This is a genomic window from Streptomyces sp. NPDC093065 (genome assembly GCF_044754585.1).
Taxonomy (GTDB): Bacteria; Actinomycetota; Actinomycetes; order Streptomycetales; family Streptomycetaceae; genus Streptomyces.
This window is the reverse complement of sequence record NZ_JBIVPJ010000043.1, coordinates 1-21,994: the sequence shown is the minus strand read 5'-3', so window position 1 is coordinate 21,994 and position 21,994 is coordinate 1. Positions and strand designations below refer to the sequence as shown.

The following is a 21,994-nucleotide window of genomic DNA, read 5'->3' as shown; positions in this document are numbered from 1 at the left end:
CACTGAACGCCTTCGACATCACCTTCGACGGCCGCCTGACGGCGGCCCGCCAGTAACCCCAACCACCCTGGTTACACCGCTCGTTTGACAGACCCTCGCCTCGGTCCGGTAACCGTCCACAAGGCGCAAAGGCATGCGTACTTGACGCCGCAGCAGGGCGGACGGGACCTGGACGGGGTCCGGGCTGGGGGCGACATGCGGGGTTTGGGACATCTGTGCTCCATGAGGAATGCGCCTATGCGATGAGTGGCCCGGTGTGCCCGGCTCCGCCCGGCCGTCGGGCGCTGCCCGTGGGGCGAAGGGTTCGCTGTCGAGAAGCTCAGGTCCAGGGAGTGTCGTCGGTGGCCGCTGCCGTGGCAGTGGGGCCGGTCACGGCGTGGTCCTGGGTGGTGGCGCCGAGCGAGAGCGCGACGATCGCGGTCAGCATGACAGCCAGTGCGGTGAAGGGCTTCTTGACGTTCATTTGATGCTTCTTTCGTCAGGTCTTCGATGCGGTGCTGAGATCAGCGTCGGGCCGTGTCCACTCACGGCAGTACTTCGCCGCTCTCACCGCGCTACCCCGGCGACGAGGGTGGTGCGAGAGCGCCGCGAGGGCAGGGGCGCTGACGCTGGGTCTTGTCCGAATTCGGCAGCAGCCCTCGCGGATGGCACGCAAAGGAGTTCATCGGATGAGCGCAGTAGCGACTCTCGAACCAGTGGAGCGGCGGCTTTCAGGCACGGCACCCGCGATCTCGGCCGCCGGCCTCGCGCGGGAGTTCACCGTGAAGAACAAGCCACCCAAACAGGCCCTACGCGGCCTCGACCTGACCGTGGCGGAGGGTGAGGTGCACGGCTTGCTCGGCCCCAACGGGGCGGGCAAGACCACGCTGATGAAGATTCTCAGCACGCAGCTGCTGCCGACCTCGGGGCAGGCCAGGATCTGCGGGCATGACGTCGCTGGCGACACCCAGGAAGTCAGGCGCCTGATCGGGGTGGTGATGGGCGGTGAGCGGGGCCTCTACTCCCGGCTGAGCGCGCGGCAGAACCTGGAGTTCTGGGGCGCCGTGCAGAACGTGCCGCGCAAGCAGATCCGGGAGCGGACCAAGTACCTGCTGCAGCGCCTTGGCCTGGAGGCGAAGGCGGACGTACGGGTCGAGACCTACTCCCGGGGGATGAAGCAGCGACTGCACCTGGCTCGCGGCCTGATCGGCGACCCCCGGGTCCTGCTGCTGGACGAGCCGACGATGGGCATGGATCCCGTCGCTGCCCGCGAGTTCCGCCGGCTTATCAACGAGCTGCGTTCCGAGCGGCGTTCCATTCTGCTGGCCACGCACGACATGGCCGAGGCCGAGAGCCTCTGTGACCGAGTCAGCTTCGTACGTGACGGAGAGATCATCGCGACCCGTTCTCCCCGTGCGGTCGCCGAGCTGGTCTCCGCCGTTCAGGAACTGGAGCTCGACAGCGCAGATCCGGCGGTACTGGCCGAGTTGGCTGCCCTGCCGGGTGTTACGTCGGTGGCCCCGAACGGCGAGAGCTTGCGTGTGCTACTGCGCTCGCAGGACGACTTCCGGGTTCTGCTGCGCTTCGCGGCCGACCGGGGGATCACTTCTCTGCGCACGGTGCGGCCCTCACTGGAGGACGTCTATGTGCGGCTCATCGGTGACCGTGGGCTGGTGGTCTGACATGGGCGCTGTCAGGGCGGGATTCCTGCTCCAGGTTCGTTTCTACCGCAACTATCCAGACCTCCTCGTTCCGCTGCTGACTGCACCGTTGTACGGGGTCATCTTCGCAATGGTGACAAGCCACAGCGGCCGTCAGGACCTTGGTGCCGCTGCTTCACTCGCCCCGTTCTACATGTCGCTGTGGTGGTTCGCCCTGTTCAGCGGCGGCTGGATCATCCAGACCGACCGGTGGGAGGGCACGCTCGAGTACGTCGTGTCGGCGGCTTCAGGCTTTGCGGCCGTGGTCTTCGGCCGCGTCGCCGCGACGGTGCTGCCCGGTATCGCGGCGTTCGCGGAGACCTGGCTGTTCGCCAGGTACGTGCTGCACAGTGACGTCACGGTGCGCCACTGGGGAGTGTTCGTCGGCGGATTCGCACTGACGCTCTTCGCGACAGCGGCGACCGCGCTGCTGATGGCGGCTGCGTTCGTGCTGGCCCGCAGTGCCGTCACCTTCTCCAACGCGGCCAGCTATCCGTTCTATGTGCTGGGCGGAATTCTCGTGCCGGTGGCGCTGCTGCCCGATGTTCTGCAGCCCCTGTCGAAGGTTGTCTTCCTGTCCTGGTCGGCCGATCTGCTGCGGGCCGGCATCAGCCCGGATCGGGTGGCCCGCCCGGTACTCGGGCTGGGGATGGTCGCTCTGCTCGGCGCGGCCGCGCTCACCGCCGGCACGCTCCTCCTTCGCAGAATGCTTGACCAGGCGCGCAGCACCGGGGAGCTGGCACTGCGATGAACCTGTTGATCATTCGACGCGCCTTCTGGCTCGGCGCCCGTGACTACACTTCGATCTTCACCTGGAAGACATGGCTGACCAACTGGTTCGTCCGGGTGGTCGCCCAGGTCAGCTTCTTCGCTCTGCTCGGGCGGCTGATCGGCGGCCCCGGGCAGACCGAGTTCCTGCTGGTCGGCAACGCGGTCGCGGTAGCCGCGATGCTCGGGATGTATGCGGTGAACATGGTCAGCTGGGAGCGCAGTGCGGGCACCTTGCCCCTGATCGCCTCCGGCCCGACCCGCCCGGCGATTGTCCTCGCCTCCCGGGGTTCGTACCTGATACTCGACGGCACCCTGTCGGCGTCCGGCGGACTGCTCGTCACCGCGGCGCTGTTCGGGATCCCCCTGTCGTGGTCCCGGCTGGTCGTTGTGTTCCTGCTCATCGCTGTGGTCGCGGCGTCGTCCTACTGCTTCGGCCTGGTGGCCGGCAGCTTGCTGCTCGGCTTCCGGTCGATCGAGACGATCGTCACCAACGTCGGCGTGGTCTCCCTCATGACGCTGTGCGGGGTGAACGTGCCGATGAGCTCCTACCCGGAACCTTTGCGCTGGGTGTCTTCCCTGCTGCCCCTGACCCATGGGCTGGGCGCCGTACGCCTGGCCATGGCCGGTGAACTCGGGGACGCGATCGTGCCGGCGGTACAGGAACTGCTGGTCGGTGCGGGCTGGCTGGCCCTCTTCCTTCTCACTGTGACCTCTCTTGTCCGGCGCGGCCGCCGGACCGGCACACTGGACTTCGCGTCATGACGACTAATCGCGTCCCTGAAGTGGTACTCGGCACTCTCTCCTCGGACTCCCACACCTGGAACCTGATTTTTCTCGAGCTCCTGCTGGCCGAGAGCGGATACCACGTACACAACATGGGCGCCTGCGTCCCTGACGACATGCTCATCGACACATGCCGGGAACTTCGTCCCGACCTGCTCGTGATCAGCTCGGTCAACGGGCACGGAGCAATTGACGGGCAGCGCGTCATCCGGCGGCTGCGTGCCATGCCCGAGATGGCGGACATGCCCGCAGTGATCGGCGGCAAGCTGGGTACCGACGGGCAGGCCGGCGCCGGCGCCCGGTGCGACCGATTGACCACCGCCGGGTTCGACGCGGTACTCGAAGGCCCGGACGCCGTCGCCAGGTTGCTGGCATTCACCCGCAACCTGAATCGCGTCGCGGGGAGCAGGCGATGAGGGACTTCGGCGGATTCGTGCGGCGGGCCAGAGAACGCGGAGAGGTGGTCGTACAGCCTCGAATGGGGTTCGGCGAGCCCGCCAGGATGCGGGCAGGTCTCGCGGCAGTGGCCGGCACGGCGGGCGCCACTGCCGGAACCATCACCGTCGACAGCTACACGCGGCTCGGGGACTATGCCGGTGCGCTGACCGCCGGGGACCAACTCAACGGCTACCCCATCGTCACAACCGGACCCGACACCACCGCGGACGTCGTGCGCGGCCTCGGCCAGGACTTTCAGATCCAGGTACGACACGGCTGCCCGTCGCCGCTCGACATCGTACGAACGATGACCGCAGCCGGCCTGTACGCAACCGAAGGCGGGCCTCTGTCCTACAGCCTGCCCTACAGCCGCACACCCGTGGAGGAATCGGTCGAGAACTGGCGGCACACCTGTCAATGGCTTGCCGATGCCCGCGAACCGGGTGTCGAACCACACCTCGAGACCTTCGGCGGCTGCCTGATGGGCCAGCTGTGCCCGCCCGAACTGCTGATTGCCGTCAGCGTTCTGGAAGCACTGTTCTTCCGCCAGCACGGGCTGCGCAGTATCTCCCTGAGCTACACCCAGCAGACCAACCACACGCAGGACCGAGAAGCGCTCCTGGCACTGCGTGTTCTGGCTGACGAGTATGTGCCGGATGTCGACTGGCACGTCGTGCTCTACACCTACATGGGGGTCTTCCCGCAGACCGAACGAGGGGCCAGGCTGCTGGGTCGGCGAGCCGCGCAGCTGGCCGCCGAGGGCGGCGCCGACCGGCTGATCGTGAAGACCGTGGCCGAAGCACACCGGATCCCAACGATCAAGGAGAACGTCGCGGCACTTCGCGACGCAACGAACGAGGTCCACACAGCGGCGACCAGCCCTGTGCACGTTACCGGCGGGGCCGTTCTGGAGGACGCCCGCACCCTCATCGAGTCCGCACTGGAACTGTCCCCAGATGCCGGGACGGCCATGATCCGGGCGCTGCGCCGCGGATATCTGGACATCCCGTTCTGCCTGCACCCCGACAACCCTGGCCGCTCCGTCTCCCGCATCACGTCCGACGGCCGGTTGGCATGGCGCTCCGTCGGCGCGATGCCGCTACGGGCCGGCGTCGGCACGGCGCCCCTGACATCGGCTGCACTTTTGGCGGATCTCGCCCACGTGGCAGTCACTTACGACGAACTTGCGACCGGCACCGAACCAGGAGAGATCTCATGACGAAGGAAAGCAAGGCAACCCTGCCCATCGCCGGCAGTGCGTGGGGCCTGTGGCCGACGGCGATGGTACGGGGAGCCGGATTCCCCGCGGACGCTGTCCGCCGGCTTGCCGACGAGCGTCTTGCCCAGCTGGCGGACCAGGGCGCGGAGGACAGTGAATACCGCCTCGCTTTCGACGAGTCTGCCGAGCGCACCAGTCACGAGCTGGCCGAGGTAGCGCGTTCCGAGCGCTTCCGGCTGGCAGTCGGATGGCAGAATGCCCGCTTCCTCGATACCGCGGTCGAGCCGTTTCTGCGCCAGCGGGACGAAGGCAAGCCGTCCAACAGCAAGCGCCGTTCCCGCGAGCGGGCCATCGCGACCTACTGGCAGCGCTATTGCCTGAAGAACGAGTCCATCGGCTTCTTCGGCCCGACGGCATGGGCTTCGATCGGCGACGACGACACCGCACTGCACGCCGCGTCCGGACCGGAACAGGTCGCCGAAGGCACGGTCTACCTCGAACGCTGGGCAGTCGACACGCTCGCCCGTACCCTCACCGCCGAATACGATGTACGGCCCTGGCTGCGCCCGCGCCGTAGTCCTCTGCTGCGACTGGACGGCGACACAGTTCGACTGGCCGACGGCACGATCACCGCTGTGGACCAGCTGACGCGGACCGTGCTGGCCGCAGCCGATGGCACTAGGTCCGCCCGTGACCTCGCCCGGCTGCTGACTGACGAGCAGGAGGCCTTCGAGCTCTTTGACCGGTTGCGCCGCAAGCGGTGGCTGATCTGGCGGCTTGAGCTGCCGACATCCCTGACTGCCGAAGAGGACCTACTTGCCCTGTTCACCGCCATCGACGACGAGGAGATCCGGGCCCGGACGACCGGACGCATCACTGAGCTGATCGAGGGCCGGCAACGGCTACAGGCTGTCTGGGACAAGCCCGACGAACTGCGACGTGAGATGGACCGGCTGGAAGAGGTGTTCCAGCGCCTCACCGGCGCCCACGGCACCCGCAACGCCGGGCAGGCGTACGGCGGCCGTACGCTCGCCTATCTCGAATGCCGTCGTGACCTCGCTGTGCAGATCGGCAGCGAATTCACCGATGCTCTCCGCCCGGTCACCGGGGTGCTGGACAGCATTCGATGGCTCACCTGGCACATCCGACAGCGCCTTGAACCCGGCGTACGCAAGGCATACCGTGCCGCCTTCGAGAAGAACCCGGTTGTCGACGTGGCGTCCTTCTGGGTGGAGTGCATGCCCTTGCTCGGCGGTGAAATCGACACCGTCGTCCGTGAGACGATGACCGAGTTCCACCGGCGCTGGGCGGACATCGTCGCTGATACCGGCACGGTCACCACCATGACCGAGCTGGAGCCGCGGCTCAAGGAGCAGTTCGACGCGCCCGGCCCCGGCTGGACCCAGGCCCGGCTCTCCTGCCCGGACGTCATGGTGGCCGCCAGCAGCCAGGAGGACATCCGCAAGGGCCGCTACACCGTCGTACTCGGTGAGATCCACGCCGCGATGAACTCCATCGATTACATCTCGATGGTTCCCTCGCAGCTGAACCCAGGCCTGCTGGCAGCCGGTCTTGACGACAGCTTTCCCATGCCCCGGCTGCTGCCGGTGCTGCCGACCGAGAGCCGTCCGCACTTCACCGTGCGGTCCCATCCGGGCCTGATGCGCGACGACGACCGCCGGATCGCTGTCATGCCGCAGACTCCGCTTCCGCAGAGGGGCACGACAGTGTTGGCCGCCGACGCGCGGGTCGAGGAGCGCGATGGCCGCCTCGTTGTGACGACCCCCGGGCACGAGGGCCACCACGACGTGTTCGACCTGTTCGGCGAGACGCTCAAGGCACTGCTCCTGCGGCACTTCGGCCTGTTCCCGGTCCAGGAGCACCGGTCACGCATCACGGTCGACGGCACGATACTGGCCCGCGAGGCCTGGCGAGTCCCGGCAGAGGAACTCACCTTCGCCGGCCTGCCCGATGAGGCACAGCGCTTCACCGCCGCACGACGCTGGGCCACGGCACTTGGACTGCCCCGCCACGTCTTCGTCAAGTCGCCCGGGGAGACGAAGCCCTTCTACGTCGACTTCGCCGCGCCCGTACTCGTCGAGCTGCTCGCCTCCAGTGTGCGCAGCACGACCCGCGCCCAGGAAGCGGCCGCGCTCACCTTCGTTGAGATGACACCCGGCCCCGAGGAGCTCTGGCTCACCGACGCGAACGGCGATCACTACACCTCTGAGCTGCGTTTCGCAGCGCTCGACCTGCGATCGAAGAACCTGTCGTGACCGTGCTCTCACCGACCCTTCAAGCACTGGCCATCGAACACATCCGGCTCGCCTACCACTACACAGACACCGGCGACCTCGACGGACACGCCTCGCTACTGGCCGCCGACGCCAGCATAGATGCCCCCGACGTCGTCCCGGGCCACACCCGGCACGAGCCCACGGCCTTCCTCAGCGACACCGACCGACTCGTCGTCCATGGCACGGTCCGCATGGGCAACGCAGCCGAACCCACGGAATTCACCGACGTCTTCACCTTCTCGCGCGAGGCCCTGATCCAGAGCCAGTGCCGTCACCAATCCACGACCACACCGAATAGGAACCAGGAAATGAACACAGCCACTGCCAGCCTTGAGCAGGTTATCGACCTCGTCGAAGAGGTCGTCGGAACTCGCGGACTGAGCAAGGACAGCAACTTCTTCGAAGCGGGCGGCGACTCTCTCACCGCCGCACACCTGTCACTGCTGCTCGAAGAGCGCCTCGAAGCAAGCGTGGACGTCTTCACCATCTACGCCTCTGAGAACCTCAGCGAGATCCATGACGCACTGCTGGAGAACGTGGCATGACCGCAACCTGGATGGAGACCACTGGCTCGGTCCTGCATGACCGAGTGGCACTGATCGCGGCGTACAACGGCGAGGCCGTCGCGGTGGAAGGACCACAGGCCACACTGCGTTACCGCGATCTGACAACACTTGCCGACTCCTGGGCGGGCAGGCTCACCGCCCCCGTCGGTTCCGTCGTGGCACTGCGGATCGTGGATCCGACGTACTTGGCGCCGGCGTTCCTGGCCGTACGAGCGGCCGGACTGGTGCCCATGCTCATCGACCCGCACGCCCCGGGGGCACGGACTGCCAGCGTGTTGAGCGCAGCGAAGCCGACGTTGATGATGGATGTGCAGGAAACACCCTTCATCGACATCGCATCGCGGGAGCCGCGCATTGTGCGCCCGGACGCTGGATACCTCGGCTTCACGTCGGGGACGCAGGGTCCGCCGAAGGGCATCGTCGCACGGGAACAAGGCGTGGCACATTTCGTTGACTGGGAGATCGCCACCCTTGGAATCCGGCCCAGCGACCGCGTCGCAATGATCAGCCCTCCCAGCTTCGAGGTCATCTTCCGGGAACTGTTCGCCACTCTTTGCGCCGGCGCGCGGATCGTCGTGGCAGACGCCATGACCCGCACGAACCCTGCGGCCATGCTGCCTTGGCTCGCCAAGCACACCATCGACATCGTGCACGCGGTGCCGGGGCTGGCTGCGCGCTGGGCATCCGCCTCACCGGGTACCCGACTTGAACGGCTGCGCTGGACATTGTTCGCAGGTGAACCGCTGCACTCCGTCCAGATCGAAAGTTGGCAAGCCTGCGCCCCGAACAGCAGGATCGGCAACCTGTACGGGCCGTCGGAGACCACGCTGGCCAAGTTCTTCTATCCCGTACCGGACAGCCCGCATCCCGGACTGCAGCCAGTGGGCAGGCCCCTTCCCTGGGCGCGGCTGCGGCAGATCGGAGCGGAGGACGACGTATTCCAGGTGGGCATCGAAACCCCCGACGCGTCCTTCGGCTACCTGCCCGGGACAGCATCCGAAGCGGACGAGGCGGCCTTCACGCATGCGGAGGAGAGTGTTCTCTTCCGCAGCCAGGACCTGGGCGCCCTCGACCAGGACGGCAACCTGGTCATCAAGGGCCGCCTCGATTCACGGGTCAAGCGGCGCGGCGTATTCGTCGACCTGGGTGCCATCGAGGAATCCGCGAACCGGCTGCCAGGCGTCCGTGCAGCCGGGTGCGTCCAGACCGGGCCTGCCGCCGGCGGAGCCATCGTGCTCTGTGCCGAAACGGACGTACCGGTCTCCAGCCTGCGCAAGGCCCTGCTCGGCAGTCTCGGTCCGAACTCGCCGGACCGCGTCGTAGCGCTTCCCGTACTCCCGCTGTCGCCGAACGGCAAGATCGACCGGCGGAGTTTGCGGGCCCTCCTCGAAGCAGAGGCCGAACGATGACCGCCCGGCATGTGGTGATCGTCGATCCGTACTCCTCCGGAGTCATGTACGCCCCGGCTCTGCGCCGCGCGGGGTTCATCCCGGTCGCGGTCCGGTCAACCCCGTTGCCCGTCGCCCAGTTCACCGACGCCTTCCGGCCGGACGACTTCGACCTGACCCTGAAACAGGGAGAGGACGACCTGCTGGCCCGGCTGAGGTCACTGTCGGTCGCCGCAGTGATCCCAGGGTCCGAGAGCGGCGTGACTCTGAGCGACCGGCTCGCCGCCACGCTCACCCCGGAACTGGCCAACCGGCCTGATCTCGCCAACTGCCGTAACCACAAAGGACATATGGCTGCCGCCGTGGCCGCAGCGGGACTACCGGTCACCCCGACCGTCTGCGTACGGGAAGCGGCGGCAGCAGAAGACTTCGTCGCCCGGCCAGACGTTGCCGGCCAGGACCTCGTCATCAAACCGGCCAACAGCGTCAGCACCGACGGCGTCACGCTCGCACCGAGCGGGCGGGGCTGGCGCGAGATCGTCGAGGGCCTCCTCGGCCGCACCAACGCCACCGGTGTACGCAACAACGAAGTCGTCCTGCAGCGCCGGCTCTTCGGAGCCGAATACGTCGTCAACACGTTCACGGCTGACGGCCGCCACACAGTCACCGACGTGTGCCGCTACACCAAAGTCAGCAACGGAGACAGCTTTGCCGTCTACCAAGACGTCGAGTTCCTCGGCGCCGACGAGCCCCATGTAGACCAGCTCATTGCCTACGTACGCGGCGCACTGGACGCCCTCGGCATCCGCTTCGGAGCTGCCCACACCGAAGTAATGCTCACCTCTGACGGGCCTCGACTCATCGAGGTCAACTCCCGACTTGCGGGCAGCGGCATGGAGGCCGCCGCCGAACTTGCCACCGGCGACAACGCAGTGCGCCGGCTGGTACGGCACCTCAGCGGCAACCGTAACCATCCGGACACCTTCGAATTGCACAGGCGCGTCAGAGTGGCCATGTTCGTCGCCGCGCACAGTGGAATCGCGACCAACGTGGCGGCATACGAACCCATTCGAGCTCTGCCCACCTGCCGCGCCCTACATCTCAACGTGCACGACGGCGACCACATCGACGCCACCACCGACCTCCTGTCCTCGCTACGGCTGGGCTGGGCACTCCTGGCCCACAAAGATCCGGACAAGGTTGAGCGCGACTACACCCGGCTACGCGTATACGCGGACGCGATGAAGATCGTTCCAGAGAACTGAACTGCACCACTCTCGGGACAGCGAATGTTTCAGCGGCGGCTGAGCATGATTTAACAGACGTCAGCCGAGCGATTGCGTTGGCTCATCTACAGCCCAAAATTTCCGCATACAATTTTTTATCCATCACGGGAGCGAAACGAAAATGAGTATTTCCCGCGGACCGCTGTCCTGGCAGCAGGAAAGTATGATGGGGTCGGGAGGCGCACCGAACGAAATTTTCGAAATATCACTCGAAATCCCTTCAAGTGTCACAGAGGCCGAACTGATCCAGCGTGTTCGACGCCTTGTGCAGCGCGAGCCGGCATTGCGCATCATAGGATTCGATCACGATGGGGTCGTCTATGACGAAGAAATGCAGCCACCAATTGAGTTCGGTTCGGATGATTTCATCGAGAACCTTGACGCACCTCTCGTCCGGAATTCCGGCGAAGAAATAAACCTGCCGATGTGGCACCTGGCGGTATCGGACCGTGAGGACAGCACGGGGGGACATAGAAAGGCCATCGCCCGGTTCAATCACTTCATCGTCGACAGGGACAGCGCGAACTTGATACGTGGAGAACTTGAGACGGGAATCGAAGCAGACCCTCGCCGGGGTGCCGGAAGCTACCGGGACTGGGTGGTGAAACAACGCCGGGACTTCGACCCGAGTGCGCGGAACACCGATACTCGGCGCTTCTGGACGAATTACCTCGACGCTGACTGGTATACCAGAAGGGCACCGGTCTCCTTCTGTGCAGCGTCGTACCCGGTGACAGGCCATGCCGCCATCCGCCTGAGCAAGCATGTCGCCATCTCCCGAGAATCGGTTCAGTCGGCATGTATGTCGCTCAAGTCAACCCCCCTGGCCATACTGATTGCGGCAATCGTCGCCACCGTGTCAAACGACAGCGGCGAGAACGACATCACCCTGCAAATCATCACAAGCGGCCGGAATATTCATTCGACATCCGCGATCGGTTGGCTGAGCAATTACGTTCCGATACGCATTTCGGGCGAAAATCTTCAGGACTTTCCGAACGCCCTGAGCGCGAGCAAGAAAGCCCTGCAGGCCATTGTCCGGTTCCAGGACACGCCCGCCGCTTATCTAGATAAAATGTACACGGAAACGTTCGCCCCGTCTGGCGTGACGAAAGAACGCCAGATCGTCGTTAACCTCTTCTCCGAAATAGTGTCAGGCCTGTCTCCCGAAGATTTTTCAGATCAAAGATTTGTGATGTCGGATAGCGACTTCACCATGTCAGGGACAGACGTCGGGCTACTCGTTGCTCCCATGGCCGAAGGTGGATACATATTCCGACTGGACGGGGCCTCTTCGGACCCGACAGGAACAGAAGAGCGCAAATTCCTGCAATCCCTCACCCGCCGGTTCACCGAAGAAATCGGAGGTCTTCGGCCTTAATGACGAGCTCGTAACAGGATCTTGTTGGGGTGCTTTAGTCGGGCGTGACCGATTTGATGATCTGGCTGTTCGTGTTGTGTGACGACTCGGCCGTGGATCGTGGATGACGACTTGTGGGTGCGGATCGAACCCCCTGCTGCCGCCATGGCCGGAGCGGTCACCAGGACCGAGGCCGGTGCCCCACCGGCTGTGCCTGCAGGGCATCCTGTACGTCCTGTACCAGGACATCGCCTTGCAACATCTGCCCCTGGAGCTGGGGTTCGGCTCCGGCCGGTGGCCAGGTAGAGGAACTTCCCGTGCTCCAGGGGGAGGTAGGTGATGTCACCGACGTACTTGGTGTTCGTCTCGCCTGCGGTGAAGTCGCGGCCGATCAGGTCCGGGGCTTTCGCCGCAATCGGGTCCGGAGTCGTGGTGCGGTGCTGTCGCCGCAGCCGCAGGCCGGCCAGATCGATGCTCCGCATCATGCGTGCAACCCGCTTGTGGTTGACGCGTCCGCCCTCCTCGCAGAGCTCGGCGGTGATCCTCGGGACGCCGTAGCTGCCGTCCGACTCGCGGTGTACGGCCCGCATCCGTGCAGCGAGAGCGGCGTCGGCCGCCTGCCGGTCGGCCCGGTCGGCGGCGATGCGGCGAGTTGGATCGGGCGATGCCCAGGATGGTGCACAGCAGCTTCACGCCGTAGCGTCGCTGGTGGTCGGCGACGAACTGGAAGCGGTTCACCAGCGCGTCTCCCCGGCGAAATACTTCGCCGGCTTCCGCAGGATCTCGCGCTCTTCCTCTAACGAGCTCGTGCACGGTAGGCGGTGAGACGTCGAGCTTCTGATCTTCGATCATGGTCTTGTGGTGGGGAACTCAACGCGTGCGGTGATCATCAGTAATCGGCGGATCACGGGCCTGGCTGTGGGAGTGATTGCTGAACTCGTCGAGGAGATCGGTCCGTTGTGGCAGGAGCTCACCAGGCCCGGCTCACCTCCCGGCCACGGAAGCGGGCCGTTGGCGCCGGCGCGAAGCACCGGCTTGTGTTTGTCGATCGGCTGCTGGCCACGCTCGTCCATCTTCGTCGCGGGGTCACCCATGACGTGCTGGCCTGCTGGTTCGGCGTGGACCGCTCCACCATCACCCGGGCCGTCGGTGAGGTGCGGCCCCTGCTCGCCGAGCGAGGCTGCACGGTCAGCCCTGACGTGCGGCTGCGGTCTCTGGCCGACGTCGTCGACCACCTCGGCGCGAGCGGGTCGACCGGCATCATCGACGGCACCGAGATCCGGGTTCGCCGCCTGGCCGCCGGACGCCAGGACCGCGACAAGTTCATCTCCGGCAAGAACAAGCAGAACGCGGTCAAGTCCATGGTGGTCACGGACGGCGAAGGCCGCGTGCTGTGGTGCAGCCCAGCACGGCCCGCAAGCTGCGCGGACATCACTCACGCCCGCCAATTAGGGCTGGTCAAGCTCTTGGCCGACGGGCCCGCGGTCGAGATTCTCGCCGATGCCGGCTACCAGGGCCTTGGCGCGCAGACCGGCGGCCGGGTGGTGACACCACCGCACCGCAAGTTCAGGAAGAACGCCCCGGACTGGTACGAGGAGATGTACGAACGCCAGCGCAAGGCACACTCCTCACGCCGGATCCGGGTCGAGCACGGCATCGCCCACCTGAAGAACTGGCGGGCACTGGCCCGTCATCTCGGCCGCCGCGAGCATATGAGCGACACCGTCCAAGCCGTCGCCGGCCTGCTGTCCCATCAGCAGACCGCGGACCTGACGTCGATACGGCAGAGGTGAACACCGAGCCCCGCCGACAGCCTCGACGTCTCACCGCCTACCGTGCACGAGCTCGTTAGCTTGATCTTTAACCTGTGCGGCGGGGTCTTGGGGTGGTTGACTTCTTCGTTCGCTGCTTCGCTGCCGGTGTTTTGCGGGGTGTGTGCACGTCGTGGCGGGGTGCGGGTCGGGTGTTCTTTCTGCCCGGAGGTCGTCCGGGGCCAGGGTGGGAGGGTTTCGGTGCTCGCGCCGGGCAGCTTGCCTTGGGGCGGATGTGCCGAAAGTCGCGGCGGACTCGGGCGGGGGTGAGCCTGTCCGGCGGGGTTGGTCTCTCCCAGGGCCGTCGCAGGTCGGCTGCCAGTGGTCGGGCGGGCCGCAGTTGGGTGTAGGCGGCGAGGATCAGCCATGTCCATCGGTCGGCTGCCTCGGGGGTGCGGATCTTCGGGGAGGTCCAGCCGAGGGTCTGCTTGAACAGGCGGAAGGTGTGCTCGATGTCGAAGCGTCGCAGGTATGCCTGCCAGAGACGGTCGGCGTCCGCCGCAGTGGCATCGGTGCCGGATCACCAGAGCCAGACCGGCTTCGGTGTTGCTCCGCTGGGCAGGTGGCCGATGTCCAGACGGATCACCGTCCCTTCGACGATGGGGAGGGTGCCGTCGTCGGCTGCCCGGGAGGAGCGGTGGGTCAGCTTGGGGTGCAGCCGGTTCCAGGAGCGTGCGGTGGCGGTGCCGTAGAGACGTGTGTCGGCGACCGTTTCGGTGTCCGGGGTGCCCCAGGTGTCGGGCTGCCCGAAGACGAACTCGCCGCCGTGCCGGGGCGGTCGGCCCTGGGTGTGCGGGAGCCGGGGTGGGACAGCCCTGCGTAGGACGCGGTCGGATCGCATTCTGGCCAGCACCTGGACCGGCAGGTCTTTGAGGAGGAAGCCGAGGCGGGGTGCGTCGTATCCGGCGTCCGCAATGATGAGGATGTCCGGGTCACCCGTCTGCCACTGCCCCGCGGTGATCAGTCGCTGAAGCAGATCGCGCAACTGCCGGGCGGTGACGGTGGCGGTGTCGTCCCCGGGCGCCAGACGCAGTGCGTCCAGCGGTGCGGTCCATGAGCTGCGGCCCGGCTCGAGCGCGCAGATGACCGAGTAGGGCCAGCCGGGGACCGGGATGTGCTGGTCCTTGCCCCGACCGTAGGTGTGACACAGGATCCGCTGTGGTGAGGTGTGGGCGTCGGGCCGCAGCCAGCAGGTGACATCGACGGCCAGAACCAGCCGGCCGTCAGCAGCCCGCGGCAGAGGCACTTCGGCCAGTGCCCGCCGCAGCCGGTCGGCATCGATGCATCCACGGGCCACCGCAGCGTAGAGCCCTCCATGGCCGCGGCGGTGTTCGCCCACCAGCGACAGCTCCACCAGCGACCTCACCGGCCCATCGCCGCACAGAACGGCATCAGCCAGCTCGAACAGCACGTCCGAACGGGCGGTCAGACAGGAGTAGAACTCGCCTCGGAAGCATGACAGTTGCTCCAACGGCTCTTGCCGGGCGTAGTGATGCAGCAGACTCATCTTCACGGCCTTCGTGCTGGACGTGTGTGTTCCTTGGCCGGAGCACATGTTCAGCCGAAGGCCGCTTCCGGGGCCGGCGGTTACCGACCAGGTGATCAAGTTCGACGCACCATTCGACGCCGGACGTTAAAGATCAAGTTAGCTCACGGGCCTTTTCCGTAGAGCGCCGTTCTCCGCCTCCAACGGCGTCGGCGGCTCGGCCGGCACCTCCGCCCGGCGCCCCGGGACCGGCTGACTTCGACTGCCCGGATCCAGTTCCGCAGGGTCTCGGGGGTTGATCCCAGATCGGCGGCGACCTGCCTGATCGTCGCCTCGGGCCGCGACTGGTGCAGCGCGACCGCGACCGCCTTGAGCTGCGGCGGATAGTTCTTCATGATCACGAGATGTCTGTTCCCAGATCCTCTGGATCCAGTGTCTCGTGTGGCCAGGATCAAGGATCAAGTGTCAAGGCCCGATGGCGTCGATGAAGACGGCTGGACAGACCGGGTCGAGGGGTCCGGCTCTGTCGTTCGTCCATGCCCTCCGGCACCTTGTCGGTGTTGGTGGAGATGGTCTGGCGGGAGACGTCGGCGCCGTAGACCTCGGCCAGATGTGCCCGGACCCCGCCGGTAGTCACACCCTTCACGGCCAGCGAGATGACCATCTCGTCGACGCCGGTCAGACGCTTCTGCCGCTTCTTGACTACCTTCGGCTCGGAGGAGCCGTCGCGGTCGCGGGGCACCGTGATCTCTACCGGCCCGACATCGGCCAGCACATCCTTGGAGCGAGCGTGAGTTGCCGCCGCCCTTACCCGCCGGATCGCGCTTGTCATAGCCGAGGGCGTCGGTGATCTCGCCTTCCAGGGCGGACCCCCGCAGGCGCTTGGCCAGCTGCTGGAGCAGCCCGCCCTCGCCGGTCAGCTGCAGGCCCTCGGCCTGGGCCCGGCCGGCCAGTTCGTCGATCAACTGGTCGGCCACGGCCCTCGCCGGCCCAGCCTTCGCGGGCTCAACGACCTCGGTCTCAGTCACGTTCTCACTGGTCATCAATGCATCGTCCATGATCGGGAGTTACAACGATTTGCAGTCCCGGGCTCCAGACAGGGGCGATGTCAGTCTTTCGTAAGAGCTGGGCCGCTGAGAGATCTCTCACCCGCTACCTAGGGTGTTGGTCGGAACCGCCGGTTCAGCGTTACGGACGCTGCACGTTCCATTGATCGTCCGTGCGCGGCGGTACCCACGACCACTCAGCCCTCGAAGGAGAGAACTTTGCGTAAACCAGTAGCTGAATTCATCGGCGCGTTGTTTCTGGTTTTCACTGTCACCGCGACGGTACTGACGAATGCCGCTCTCGCTCCCTTGGCCATAGGTGCGGCCCTCATGGTGATGGTGTATGCCGGAGGTCATGTCTCTGGCGCTCACTTCAATCCGGCTGTCACACTCAGCGTCCTCGTGAGGGGCCGCATCAAGGGGGGCGAGGCCACTGCTTACGTGGCAGCGCAGTTGGCGGGCGGGTTAGTGGGAGGACTGGTCGGTCGTTGGGTCGTCGATCCGAACGAGGCGACAGCGGTCTCGTTGTCGGGGCGCCAGCTCGGAGCGGCGCTCGTGGCGGAGGTACTTGTGACCTTCATGCTGGCCTACGTCGTCCTCAACGTCGCCACCAGCAGGGACCACCCGCGGAATTCCTTCTACGGACTGGCCATCGGTTTCACCGTCCTGGTAGGTGCGGTGGCGGTGGGAGGGGTGTCCGGAGGAGCTTTCAACCCGGCTGTGGCCGTGGGAGGTTCCGTGGCCGGGTTGTTCTCCTGGTCGTCGCTGTGGGTCTATCTCATCGCTCAAGGGGTCGGCGGTGCACTTGCCGGCTTCGCCTTTCTCGCGCTCAACCCTCATGAGCGCGAGACGGTACGGACAGAGCCGGACACGGCAGTGGCCGACGTCGAAGCCACCGGCCCGGAAGCCCCTGCTCAGACCTGACCTCTTGCCGTCTTCGATTGGCCCATCTCTTAGCTCCATTCCCCCGGAGGGATTCCCATGTCCGAGAACCACGATGCCATCGTGACCGACGCGAAGGCCGAGGAGACGGGCGGCTGCCCGGTCGCCCACGGACGCGCCCCGCACCCCACGCAGGGCGGCGGAAACCGTCAGTGGTGGCCGGAGCGGCTCAACCTGAAGATCCTCGCCAAGAACCCCGCCGTCGCCAACCCGCTGGGTGAGGAGTTCGACTACGCCGAGGCCTTCAACGCCCTCGACCTCGCGGCCGTGAAACGGGACATCGCCGAGGTGCTGACCACCTCGCAGGACTGGTGGCCCGCCGACTTCGGCAACTACGGCCCGCTGATGATCCGCATGGCCTGGCACAGCGCGGGCACCTACCGCATCAGCGACGGCCGCGGCGGCGCGGGCGCCGGCCAGCAGCGCTTCGCCCCGCTCAACAGCTGGCCCGACAACGGCAACCTCGACAAGGCCCGCCGCCTGCTGTGGCCGGTCAAGAAGAAGTACGGCCAGAACCTCTCCTGGGCCGACCTGCTCGTCCTCACCGGGAACGTCGCGCTGGAGACGATGGGCTTGGAGACCTTCGGCTTCGCCGGCGGCCGCGCCGACGTGTGGGAGGCCGAGGAGGACGTCTACTGGGGCCCCGAGACCACCTGGCTCGACGACCGGCGCTACACCGGCGACCGCGAGCTGGAGAACCCGCTCGGCGCCGTCCAGATGGGCCTGATCTACGTCAACCCGGAGGGCCCGGGCGGCAATCCGGACCCGATCGCCGCCGCCCGCGACATCCGCGAGACGTTCCGCCGCATGGCGATGAACGACGAGGAGACCGTCGCGCTGATCGCCGGCGGACACACCTTCGGCAAGACCCACGGCGCCGGTCCGGCCGACGCCGTCGGCGACGACCCCGAGGCCGCCGCCATGGAGCAGCAGGGCCTCGGCTGGAAGAGCACCCACGGCACGGGCAAGGGCGGCGACGCCATCACCTCCGGCCTCGAAGTCACCTGGACCAGCACGCCGACCCAGTGGGGCAACGGCTTCTTCAAGAACCTCTTCGAGTTCGAGTACGAGCTGGAGCAGAGCCCGGCCGGCGCCAGCCAGTGGGTGGCCAAGGACGCCCCGGAGATCATCCCCGACGCGCACGACCCGTCCAAGAAGCACCGCCCGAGGATGCTCACCACCGACCTGTCGCTGCGCCTCGACCCGGTCTACGGGCCGATCTCCCGCCGGTTCTACGAGAACCCGGAGGAGCTCGCGGACGCCTTCGCACGCGCCTGGTTCAAGCTGACCCACCGCGACATGGGCCCCAAGTCGCTGTACCTCGGGCCGGAGGTTCCCGCGGAGACCCTGGTCTGGCAGGACCCGCTGCCCGGGCCCGAGGGCGAGGTCGTCGACGCCGGGGACGTCGCCACCCTCAAGACCAAACTCCTCGAGTCCGGCCTGTCGGTGGCGCAGCTGGTCACCACCGCCTGGGCCTCGGCGTCCACCTTCCGCGGCAGCGACAAGCGCGGCGGTGCCAACGGCGCCCGCATCCGCCTTCAGCCGCAGCGCGGCTGGGAGGTCAACGAGCCCGACGAACTGGCGCAGGTGCTGCGCGTCCTGGAGGGCGTCCAGCGGGAGTTCAACTCCGGGTCCGGCGCCAGGAAGGTCTCCCTGGCCGACCTGATCGTCCTCGGCGGCTCGGCCGCGGTCGAGAAGGCCGCCAAGGAGGCCGGCTTCCCGGTGGAGGTCCCCTTCGCCGCGGGCCGTGTGGACGCGACGGAGGAGCACACCGACGCCGAGTCGTTCGAGGCCCTCGAACCGGCCGCCGACGGCTTCCGCAACTACCTCGGCAAGGGAAACCGGCTGCCCGCCGAGTTCCTGCTCCTCGACCGGGCGAACCTGCTCACCCTGAGCGCGCCCGAGATGACCGTCCTGGTCGGCGGCCTGCGCGTGCTGGGTGCGGGACACCAGCAGTCCCAGCTCGGCGTGTTCACCCGCACGCCCGGCTCGCTGACCAACGACTTCTTCGTCAACCTGCTCGACCTGGGCACCACGTGGACGTCGACGTCCGAGGACCGGACCACCTTCGAGGGCCGCGACGTAGCCACCGGCGAGGTCAAGTGGGCCGGCAGCCGCGCCGACCTGGTCTTCGGCTCCAACGCCGAGCTGCGGGCGCTCGCCGAGGTCTACGCGAGCGACGACGCGGCGGAGAAGTTCGTGCACGACTTCGTCGCCGCCTGGGTCAAGGTCATGCACCTCGACCGCTTCGACCTGGCCTGATCCACCTCACCCGATCAAATGCCGCCGAGGCTGGCCGGAACCCCACCGGCCAGCCTGGACGCGCCGACATCCGGTGGCCACTCAAGGTGGCAACCGCCCGAATCACACACGCCCCTCCGGCACCTCGCCCAGTGGCGCCATCTATCCCGCGTCGGCCGACAGCGTCCAGCGCTTTACGGCGGCCCACTGCGCGACGTATCGGCTGTCCGCCTCACCGACGGCAGCCATGAGGCCGGATCCCGGTCGGACTTCGACCAGTTCGACCGAGCGGTGACCGCCATCGGACTGGCGGCTGTCGCCACTGGTCGGGGGTGAGCGCGACGAACGCTGCTGCGGCGTTCTGTTCGAGGTAGCGCTCGCGACGTGTTCCCGGGATCGGGACGACGTCGTCGCCCTGGTGCAGCAACCATGCCAGTGCTACCTGACCGGGTTCTGCCTCGACCTCGGCGGCGATCCTGCGAACGGTCTCCAGCGTGGCCCGGTTCGCGTCGAAGTGCTCCTCGGAGAAGTACGGCACCTGTCGGCGGACGTCGGTCTCAGGTAGCTCGTCGCGGGAGGTGACGGTCGCAGTGAGCGCGCCGTGACCGAGCGGGGACCAGGGGACAACAGCGACGCCGAGCTCCCGTGCTGTAGGCAGGACCTCGTCCTCGATGTCGCGCTGCCACAGCGACCACTCACTCTGCAGCCCCGCTCCAGTACCGCAGCCACCTCAGACGGCCGCCTTGCCGAGACGGGACTGACCACCAACCCCTGATCGCTCAAGACGACATCACGAGCTCATGCTCAGTAGTGGTCATGACCGCATGGGTTTGCCAGTTGGTGGTGGTGTCGGGGACTCGATGGGAAGTAACGTTCTATCTGGTCAGTTGAGGTGTGGTGGCCGAGTGCGTCGACTGCCGATCAGGAGGGGCTGCAGATCGTGCGTATGGGCAGTGACAGTTCGGTGCGCCACAGGCGCGCGACGATGCTGCTGGCTTCGGCGGGCGGGCACAAGGTCCCGGTGATTGCTCAACGGGTTCAGGCCGAGGCGGACATGGTGGGGGATGTGATTCGCAGGTTCGTCGGGACCGGCTTGGCCTGTTCCGACCATCGATGGGCGGCAATCCGCAAACTCGTCGCCGCCCTGCGCCGTGTGGACGAGGGAGCCGTTCGCATCGGCCGGGAAGCCCTACGGTGCCTGCCATCGTGCCGCGGCACCACCTTCCAGCGCACTACGAGCCGGAAGAAGTCCTCCGGCCCTGATCTCGACTCCCAGCTCGGCTGCGCCCAGCAGGCACTGAACCGCCCTCCCGACCGCATCTTCGGCTTCGACGAGTTCGGCCTTCTGATCATCTGGCCTACCGCACGTTCCCGCTGGGCCAGGCAGAGCAGGTTCGACCAACTGCCGGCGACCTACCGGCCGCACCTACTTTCACGGTCGCCATCGGGTGTGCGACGACCGTTTGCGCGGTGCCAACGCCGACGTGAGGGCACCAACACGCTGGCCGCACTGAAGTCGATCGCAGCCGCCCGGCTGGGCGGTGCCCCATTCCACATCGTCCCGGCCATCTCTCGGTCGAGCTGTACTTCCTTCCGACCTACGCTTCCTGGGCTGACCCCATCGAGACCCGCTGCGGCCCGCGGCAGCAGTTCATCTTCGCCAACCCGCACCACCACAGCCACCACGCGCGGACCCGAGTCCTGCATGCCCGCCTACACTGGCGCAACGCCAGCGCCAACGCCCGCCGGCCCGACATACTCGCCGTCCAGCGCAAGGAACGCGCCCCCATCCGCAAATGGATATCCCTTGGGGTGGACGTCCACTCGCAATCCCAGAGGCCGGCGTACCTAGGCCGTCGCAGCACTACCCGCACGGTGACGCCGAGTACCGCTCCACACTGAGCGGCGAGGCTGACCGGCCGCAAGCCAGCGCGCACCCCCTTATATCCAGCGATCACCCCGGAGGGCCCCATGTCCGAGGCAAACGTTGTCACGCAGCAGTTGCGCGTCGCCGTCGACGCTCCCGATGCTCTCACCAGGGCCGGACTGACTTACCTGCTGCAGAACGAAGATCGTTTGAGACTTGTCGCACTGGCCGACGGGAAAGCACAGGTCGTCGTGGCCGCCATGGACACTGTCGACGATCGGACACTGAGCACACTGGGTAGCCTGTCCGCGCGCGCCGCCACCCTGGTGGTGGTCAAGGAGCGATGGCACGCGGACGTCCCGACCGCGGTCGAACACGGGGTTCGTGCCGTGCTCGGCCCAGACGACTGCTCGCCCGCGACCCTGGTCGAGACCGTACTCACGCTCGGTCGCGGCGGCGGAGCGCTCCCGTCGGCATTACAGGGCAAGTTACTCGACCGGATCCAGAGGGCCGGTCGAGACGATCCCGACCTCCACACTCTGACCCGACGGGAAACAGAGATACTGCGCATGCTCTCCGAAGGGCACAGCCTCGCGGCCATCTCGGCGCACGTCTGCTATTCCGAACGTACCGTCAAGAACATCCTGTACGAAGTCATGGCGCGCCTGGGCTGCCGGAGCCGCACCCAGGCCGTCTCCTGGGCCATCCGCGCGGGGCTCATCTAGGGTCTGTCTCTTGGATCAGTCTGACTCCGTCTTGGCGCTGGCGTCTGTGTGAGCGGGCCGATGGACCGCACCACACCCTTAGGCTCGTC

At 66.6% G+C, this 21,994-nt stretch carries 17 protein-coding genes and 4 pseudogenes; 15 read left to right on the top strand and 6 right to left on the bottom strand.

The window, feature by feature from the left end:
* Positions 1 to 319: 319 nt before the first annotated feature.
* Positions 320 to 463, bottom strand: coding sequence for a hypothetical protein (locus ACIQFU_RS37845; RefSeq protein ID WP_402557868.1), 144 nt, complete (start codon positions 461 to 463; stop codon positions 320 to 322).
* A 205-nt stretch (positions 464 to 668) separates the two neighbouring features.
* On the opposite strand from ACIQFU_RS37845, the gene ACIQFU_RS37840 reads away from it, so the two are divergent.
* The 10 genes from ACIQFU_RS37840 (at position 669) to ACIQFU_RS37795 (ending at position 11,808) form a co-directional block, all read left to right on the top strand.
* Positions 669 to 1,661 carry an ATP-binding cassette domain-containing protein gene (locus ACIQFU_RS37840; protein ID WP_402557866.1) on the top strand — a complete coding sequence of 331 codons (993 nt, stop codon included), beginning with the start codon at positions 669 to 671 and terminating at the stop codon, positions 1,659 to 1,661.
* A gap of 1 nt (position 1,662) precedes the next feature.
* Complete coding sequence (locus ACIQFU_RS37835; RefSeq protein WP_402557864.1) at positions 1,663 to 2,430, top strand: ABC transporter permease; 768 nt, start codon at positions 1,663 to 1,665, stop codon at positions 2,428 to 2,430.
* Positions 2,427 to 3,212 carry an ABC transporter permease gene (locus ACIQFU_RS37830; protein ID WP_402557862.1) on the top strand — a complete coding sequence of 262 codons (786 nt, stop codon included), beginning with the start codon at positions 2,427 to 2,429 and terminating at the stop codon, positions 3,210 to 3,212. Before ACIQFU_RS37835 ends, ACIQFU_RS37830 begins: the two co-directional genes overlap by 4 nt.
* On the top strand, positions 3,209 to 3,649 hold the full coding sequence (locus tag ACIQFU_RS37825; RefSeq protein WP_402557860.1) for a cobalamin B12-binding domain-containing protein: 441 nt from the start codon (positions 3,209 to 3,211) through the stop codon (positions 3,647 to 3,649). The genes ACIQFU_RS37830 and ACIQFU_RS37825 overlap by 4 nt, the downstream gene beginning before the upstream one ends.
* Positions 3,646 to 4,890: a methylaspartate mutase gene (locus ACIQFU_RS37820; protein ID WP_402557858.1), complete on the top strand. Its 1,245-nt coding sequence runs from the start codon at positions 3,646 to 3,648 to the stop codon at positions 4,888 to 4,890. Before ACIQFU_RS37825 ends, ACIQFU_RS37820 begins: the two co-directional genes overlap by 4 nt.
* Positions 4,887 to 7,166, top strand: coding sequence for a lantibiotic dehydratase (locus ACIQFU_RS37815; RefSeq protein ID WP_402557856.1), 2,280 nt, complete (start codon positions 4,887 to 4,889; stop codon positions 7,164 to 7,166). The genes ACIQFU_RS37820 and ACIQFU_RS37815 overlap by 4 nt, the downstream gene beginning before the upstream one ends.
* Positions 7,163 to 7,732 carry a phosphopantetheine-binding protein gene (locus tag ACIQFU_RS37810; RefSeq protein WP_402557854.1) on the top strand — a complete coding sequence of 190 codons (570 nt, stop codon included), beginning with the start codon at positions 7,163 to 7,165 and terminating at the stop codon, positions 7,730 to 7,732. Before ACIQFU_RS37815 ends, ACIQFU_RS37810 begins: the two co-directional genes overlap by 4 nt.
* The gene (locus tag ACIQFU_RS37805; RefSeq protein ID WP_402557852.1) at positions 7,729 to 9,162 is read left to right on the top strand and encodes an AMP-binding protein; all 1,434 of its coding nucleotides are present in this window, start codon (positions 7,729 to 7,731) and stop codon (positions 9,160 to 9,162) included. The genes ACIQFU_RS37810 and ACIQFU_RS37805 overlap by 4 nt, the downstream gene beginning before the upstream one ends.
* Positions 9,159 to 10,406: an ATP-grasp domain-containing protein gene (locus ACIQFU_RS37800; RefSeq protein WP_402557851.1), complete on the top strand. Its 1,248-nt coding sequence runs from the start codon at positions 9,159 to 9,161 to the stop codon at positions 10,404 to 10,406. Before ACIQFU_RS37805 ends, ACIQFU_RS37800 begins: the two co-directional genes overlap by 4 nt.
* Positions 10,407 to 10,548: 142 nt before the next feature.
* Positions 10,549 to 11,808, top strand: a complete 1,260-nt coding sequence (locus ACIQFU_RS37795) for a condensation domain-containing protein (RefSeq protein WP_402557849.1) — start codon at positions 10,549 to 10,551, stop codon at positions 11,806 to 11,808.
* A gap of 272 nt (positions 11,809 to 12,080) precedes the next feature.
* On the opposite strand, the pseudogene ACIQFU_RS37790 reads toward ACIQFU_RS37795, so the two are convergent.
* A pseudogene (locus tag ACIQFU_RS37790) lies at positions 12,081 to 12,587 on the bottom strand (IS3 family transposase); the annotation flags it as partial.
* A gap of 159 nt (positions 12,588 to 12,746) precedes the next feature.
* Here ACIQFU_RS37790 and ACIQFU_RS37785 point away from each other — a divergent pair.
* Positions 12,747 to 13,580, top strand: coding sequence for a transposase family protein (locus ACIQFU_RS37785; RefSeq protein WP_402557847.1), 834 nt, complete (start codon positions 12,747 to 12,749; stop codon positions 13,578 to 13,580).
* 67 nt (positions 13,581 to 13,647) lie between these two features.
* Here the strand turns inward: ACIQFU_RS37785 and ACIQFU_RS37780 are convergent.
* The 3 genes and pseudogenes from ACIQFU_RS37780 to ACIQFU_RS37770 all read right to left on the bottom strand — a co-directional run.
* Positions 13,648 to 15,105, bottom strand: a pseudogene (locus ACIQFU_RS37780) (NF041680 family putative transposase).
* Positions 15,106 to 15,248: 143 nt separating this feature from the next.
* Positions 15,249 to 15,479, bottom strand: coding sequence for a transposase (locus tag ACIQFU_RS37775; protein ID WP_402557845.1), 231 nt, complete (start codon positions 15,477 to 15,479; stop codon positions 15,249 to 15,251).
* A gap of 79 nt (positions 15,480 to 15,558) precedes the next feature.
* A pseudogene (locus tag ACIQFU_RS37770) lies at positions 15,559 to 16,127 on the bottom strand (transposase); the annotation flags it as partial.
* 222 nt (positions 16,128 to 16,349) lie between these two features.
* Between ACIQFU_RS37770 and ACIQFU_RS37765 the strand changes: the two are divergent.
* Together ACIQFU_RS37765 and katG are read left to right on the top strand one after the other, a co-directional pair.
* Positions 16,350 to 17,054 (top strand): MIP/aquaporin family protein, encoded by a 705-nt coding sequence (locus tag ACIQFU_RS37765; RefSeq protein ID WP_402557843.1) that lies wholly within the window; start codon positions 16,350 to 16,352, stop codon positions 17,052 to 17,054.
* 57 nt (positions 17,055 to 17,111) lie between these two features.
* Positions 17,112 to 19,334, top strand: coding sequence for a catalase/peroxidase HPI (katG, locus tag ACIQFU_RS37760; protein ID WP_402557841.1), 2,223 nt, complete (start codon positions 17,112 to 17,114; stop codon positions 19,332 to 19,334).
* 211 nt (positions 19,335 to 19,545) lie between these two features.
* Here katG and ACIQFU_RS37755 read toward each other — a convergent pair whose 3' ends face one another.
* Positions 19,546 to 19,971, bottom strand: coding sequence for an aldo/keto reductase (locus ACIQFU_RS37755; RefSeq protein ID WP_402557870.1), 426 nt, complete (start codon positions 19,969 to 19,971; stop codon positions 19,546 to 19,548).
* A 288-nt stretch (positions 19,972 to 20,259) separates the two neighbouring features.
* On the opposite strand from ACIQFU_RS37755, the pseudogene ACIQFU_RS37750 reads away from it, so the two are divergent.
* Positions 20,260 to 21,151: pseudogene (locus tag ACIQFU_RS37750) on the top strand (IS630 family transposase); the annotation flags it as partial.
* A 133-nt stretch (positions 21,152 to 21,284) separates the two neighbouring features.
* Positions 21,285 to 21,905, top strand: coding sequence for a response regulator transcription factor (locus ACIQFU_RS37745; protein ID WP_402557839.1), 621 nt, complete (start codon positions 21,285 to 21,287; stop codon positions 21,903 to 21,905).
* Positions 21,906 to 21,994: the final 89 nt, after the last annotated feature.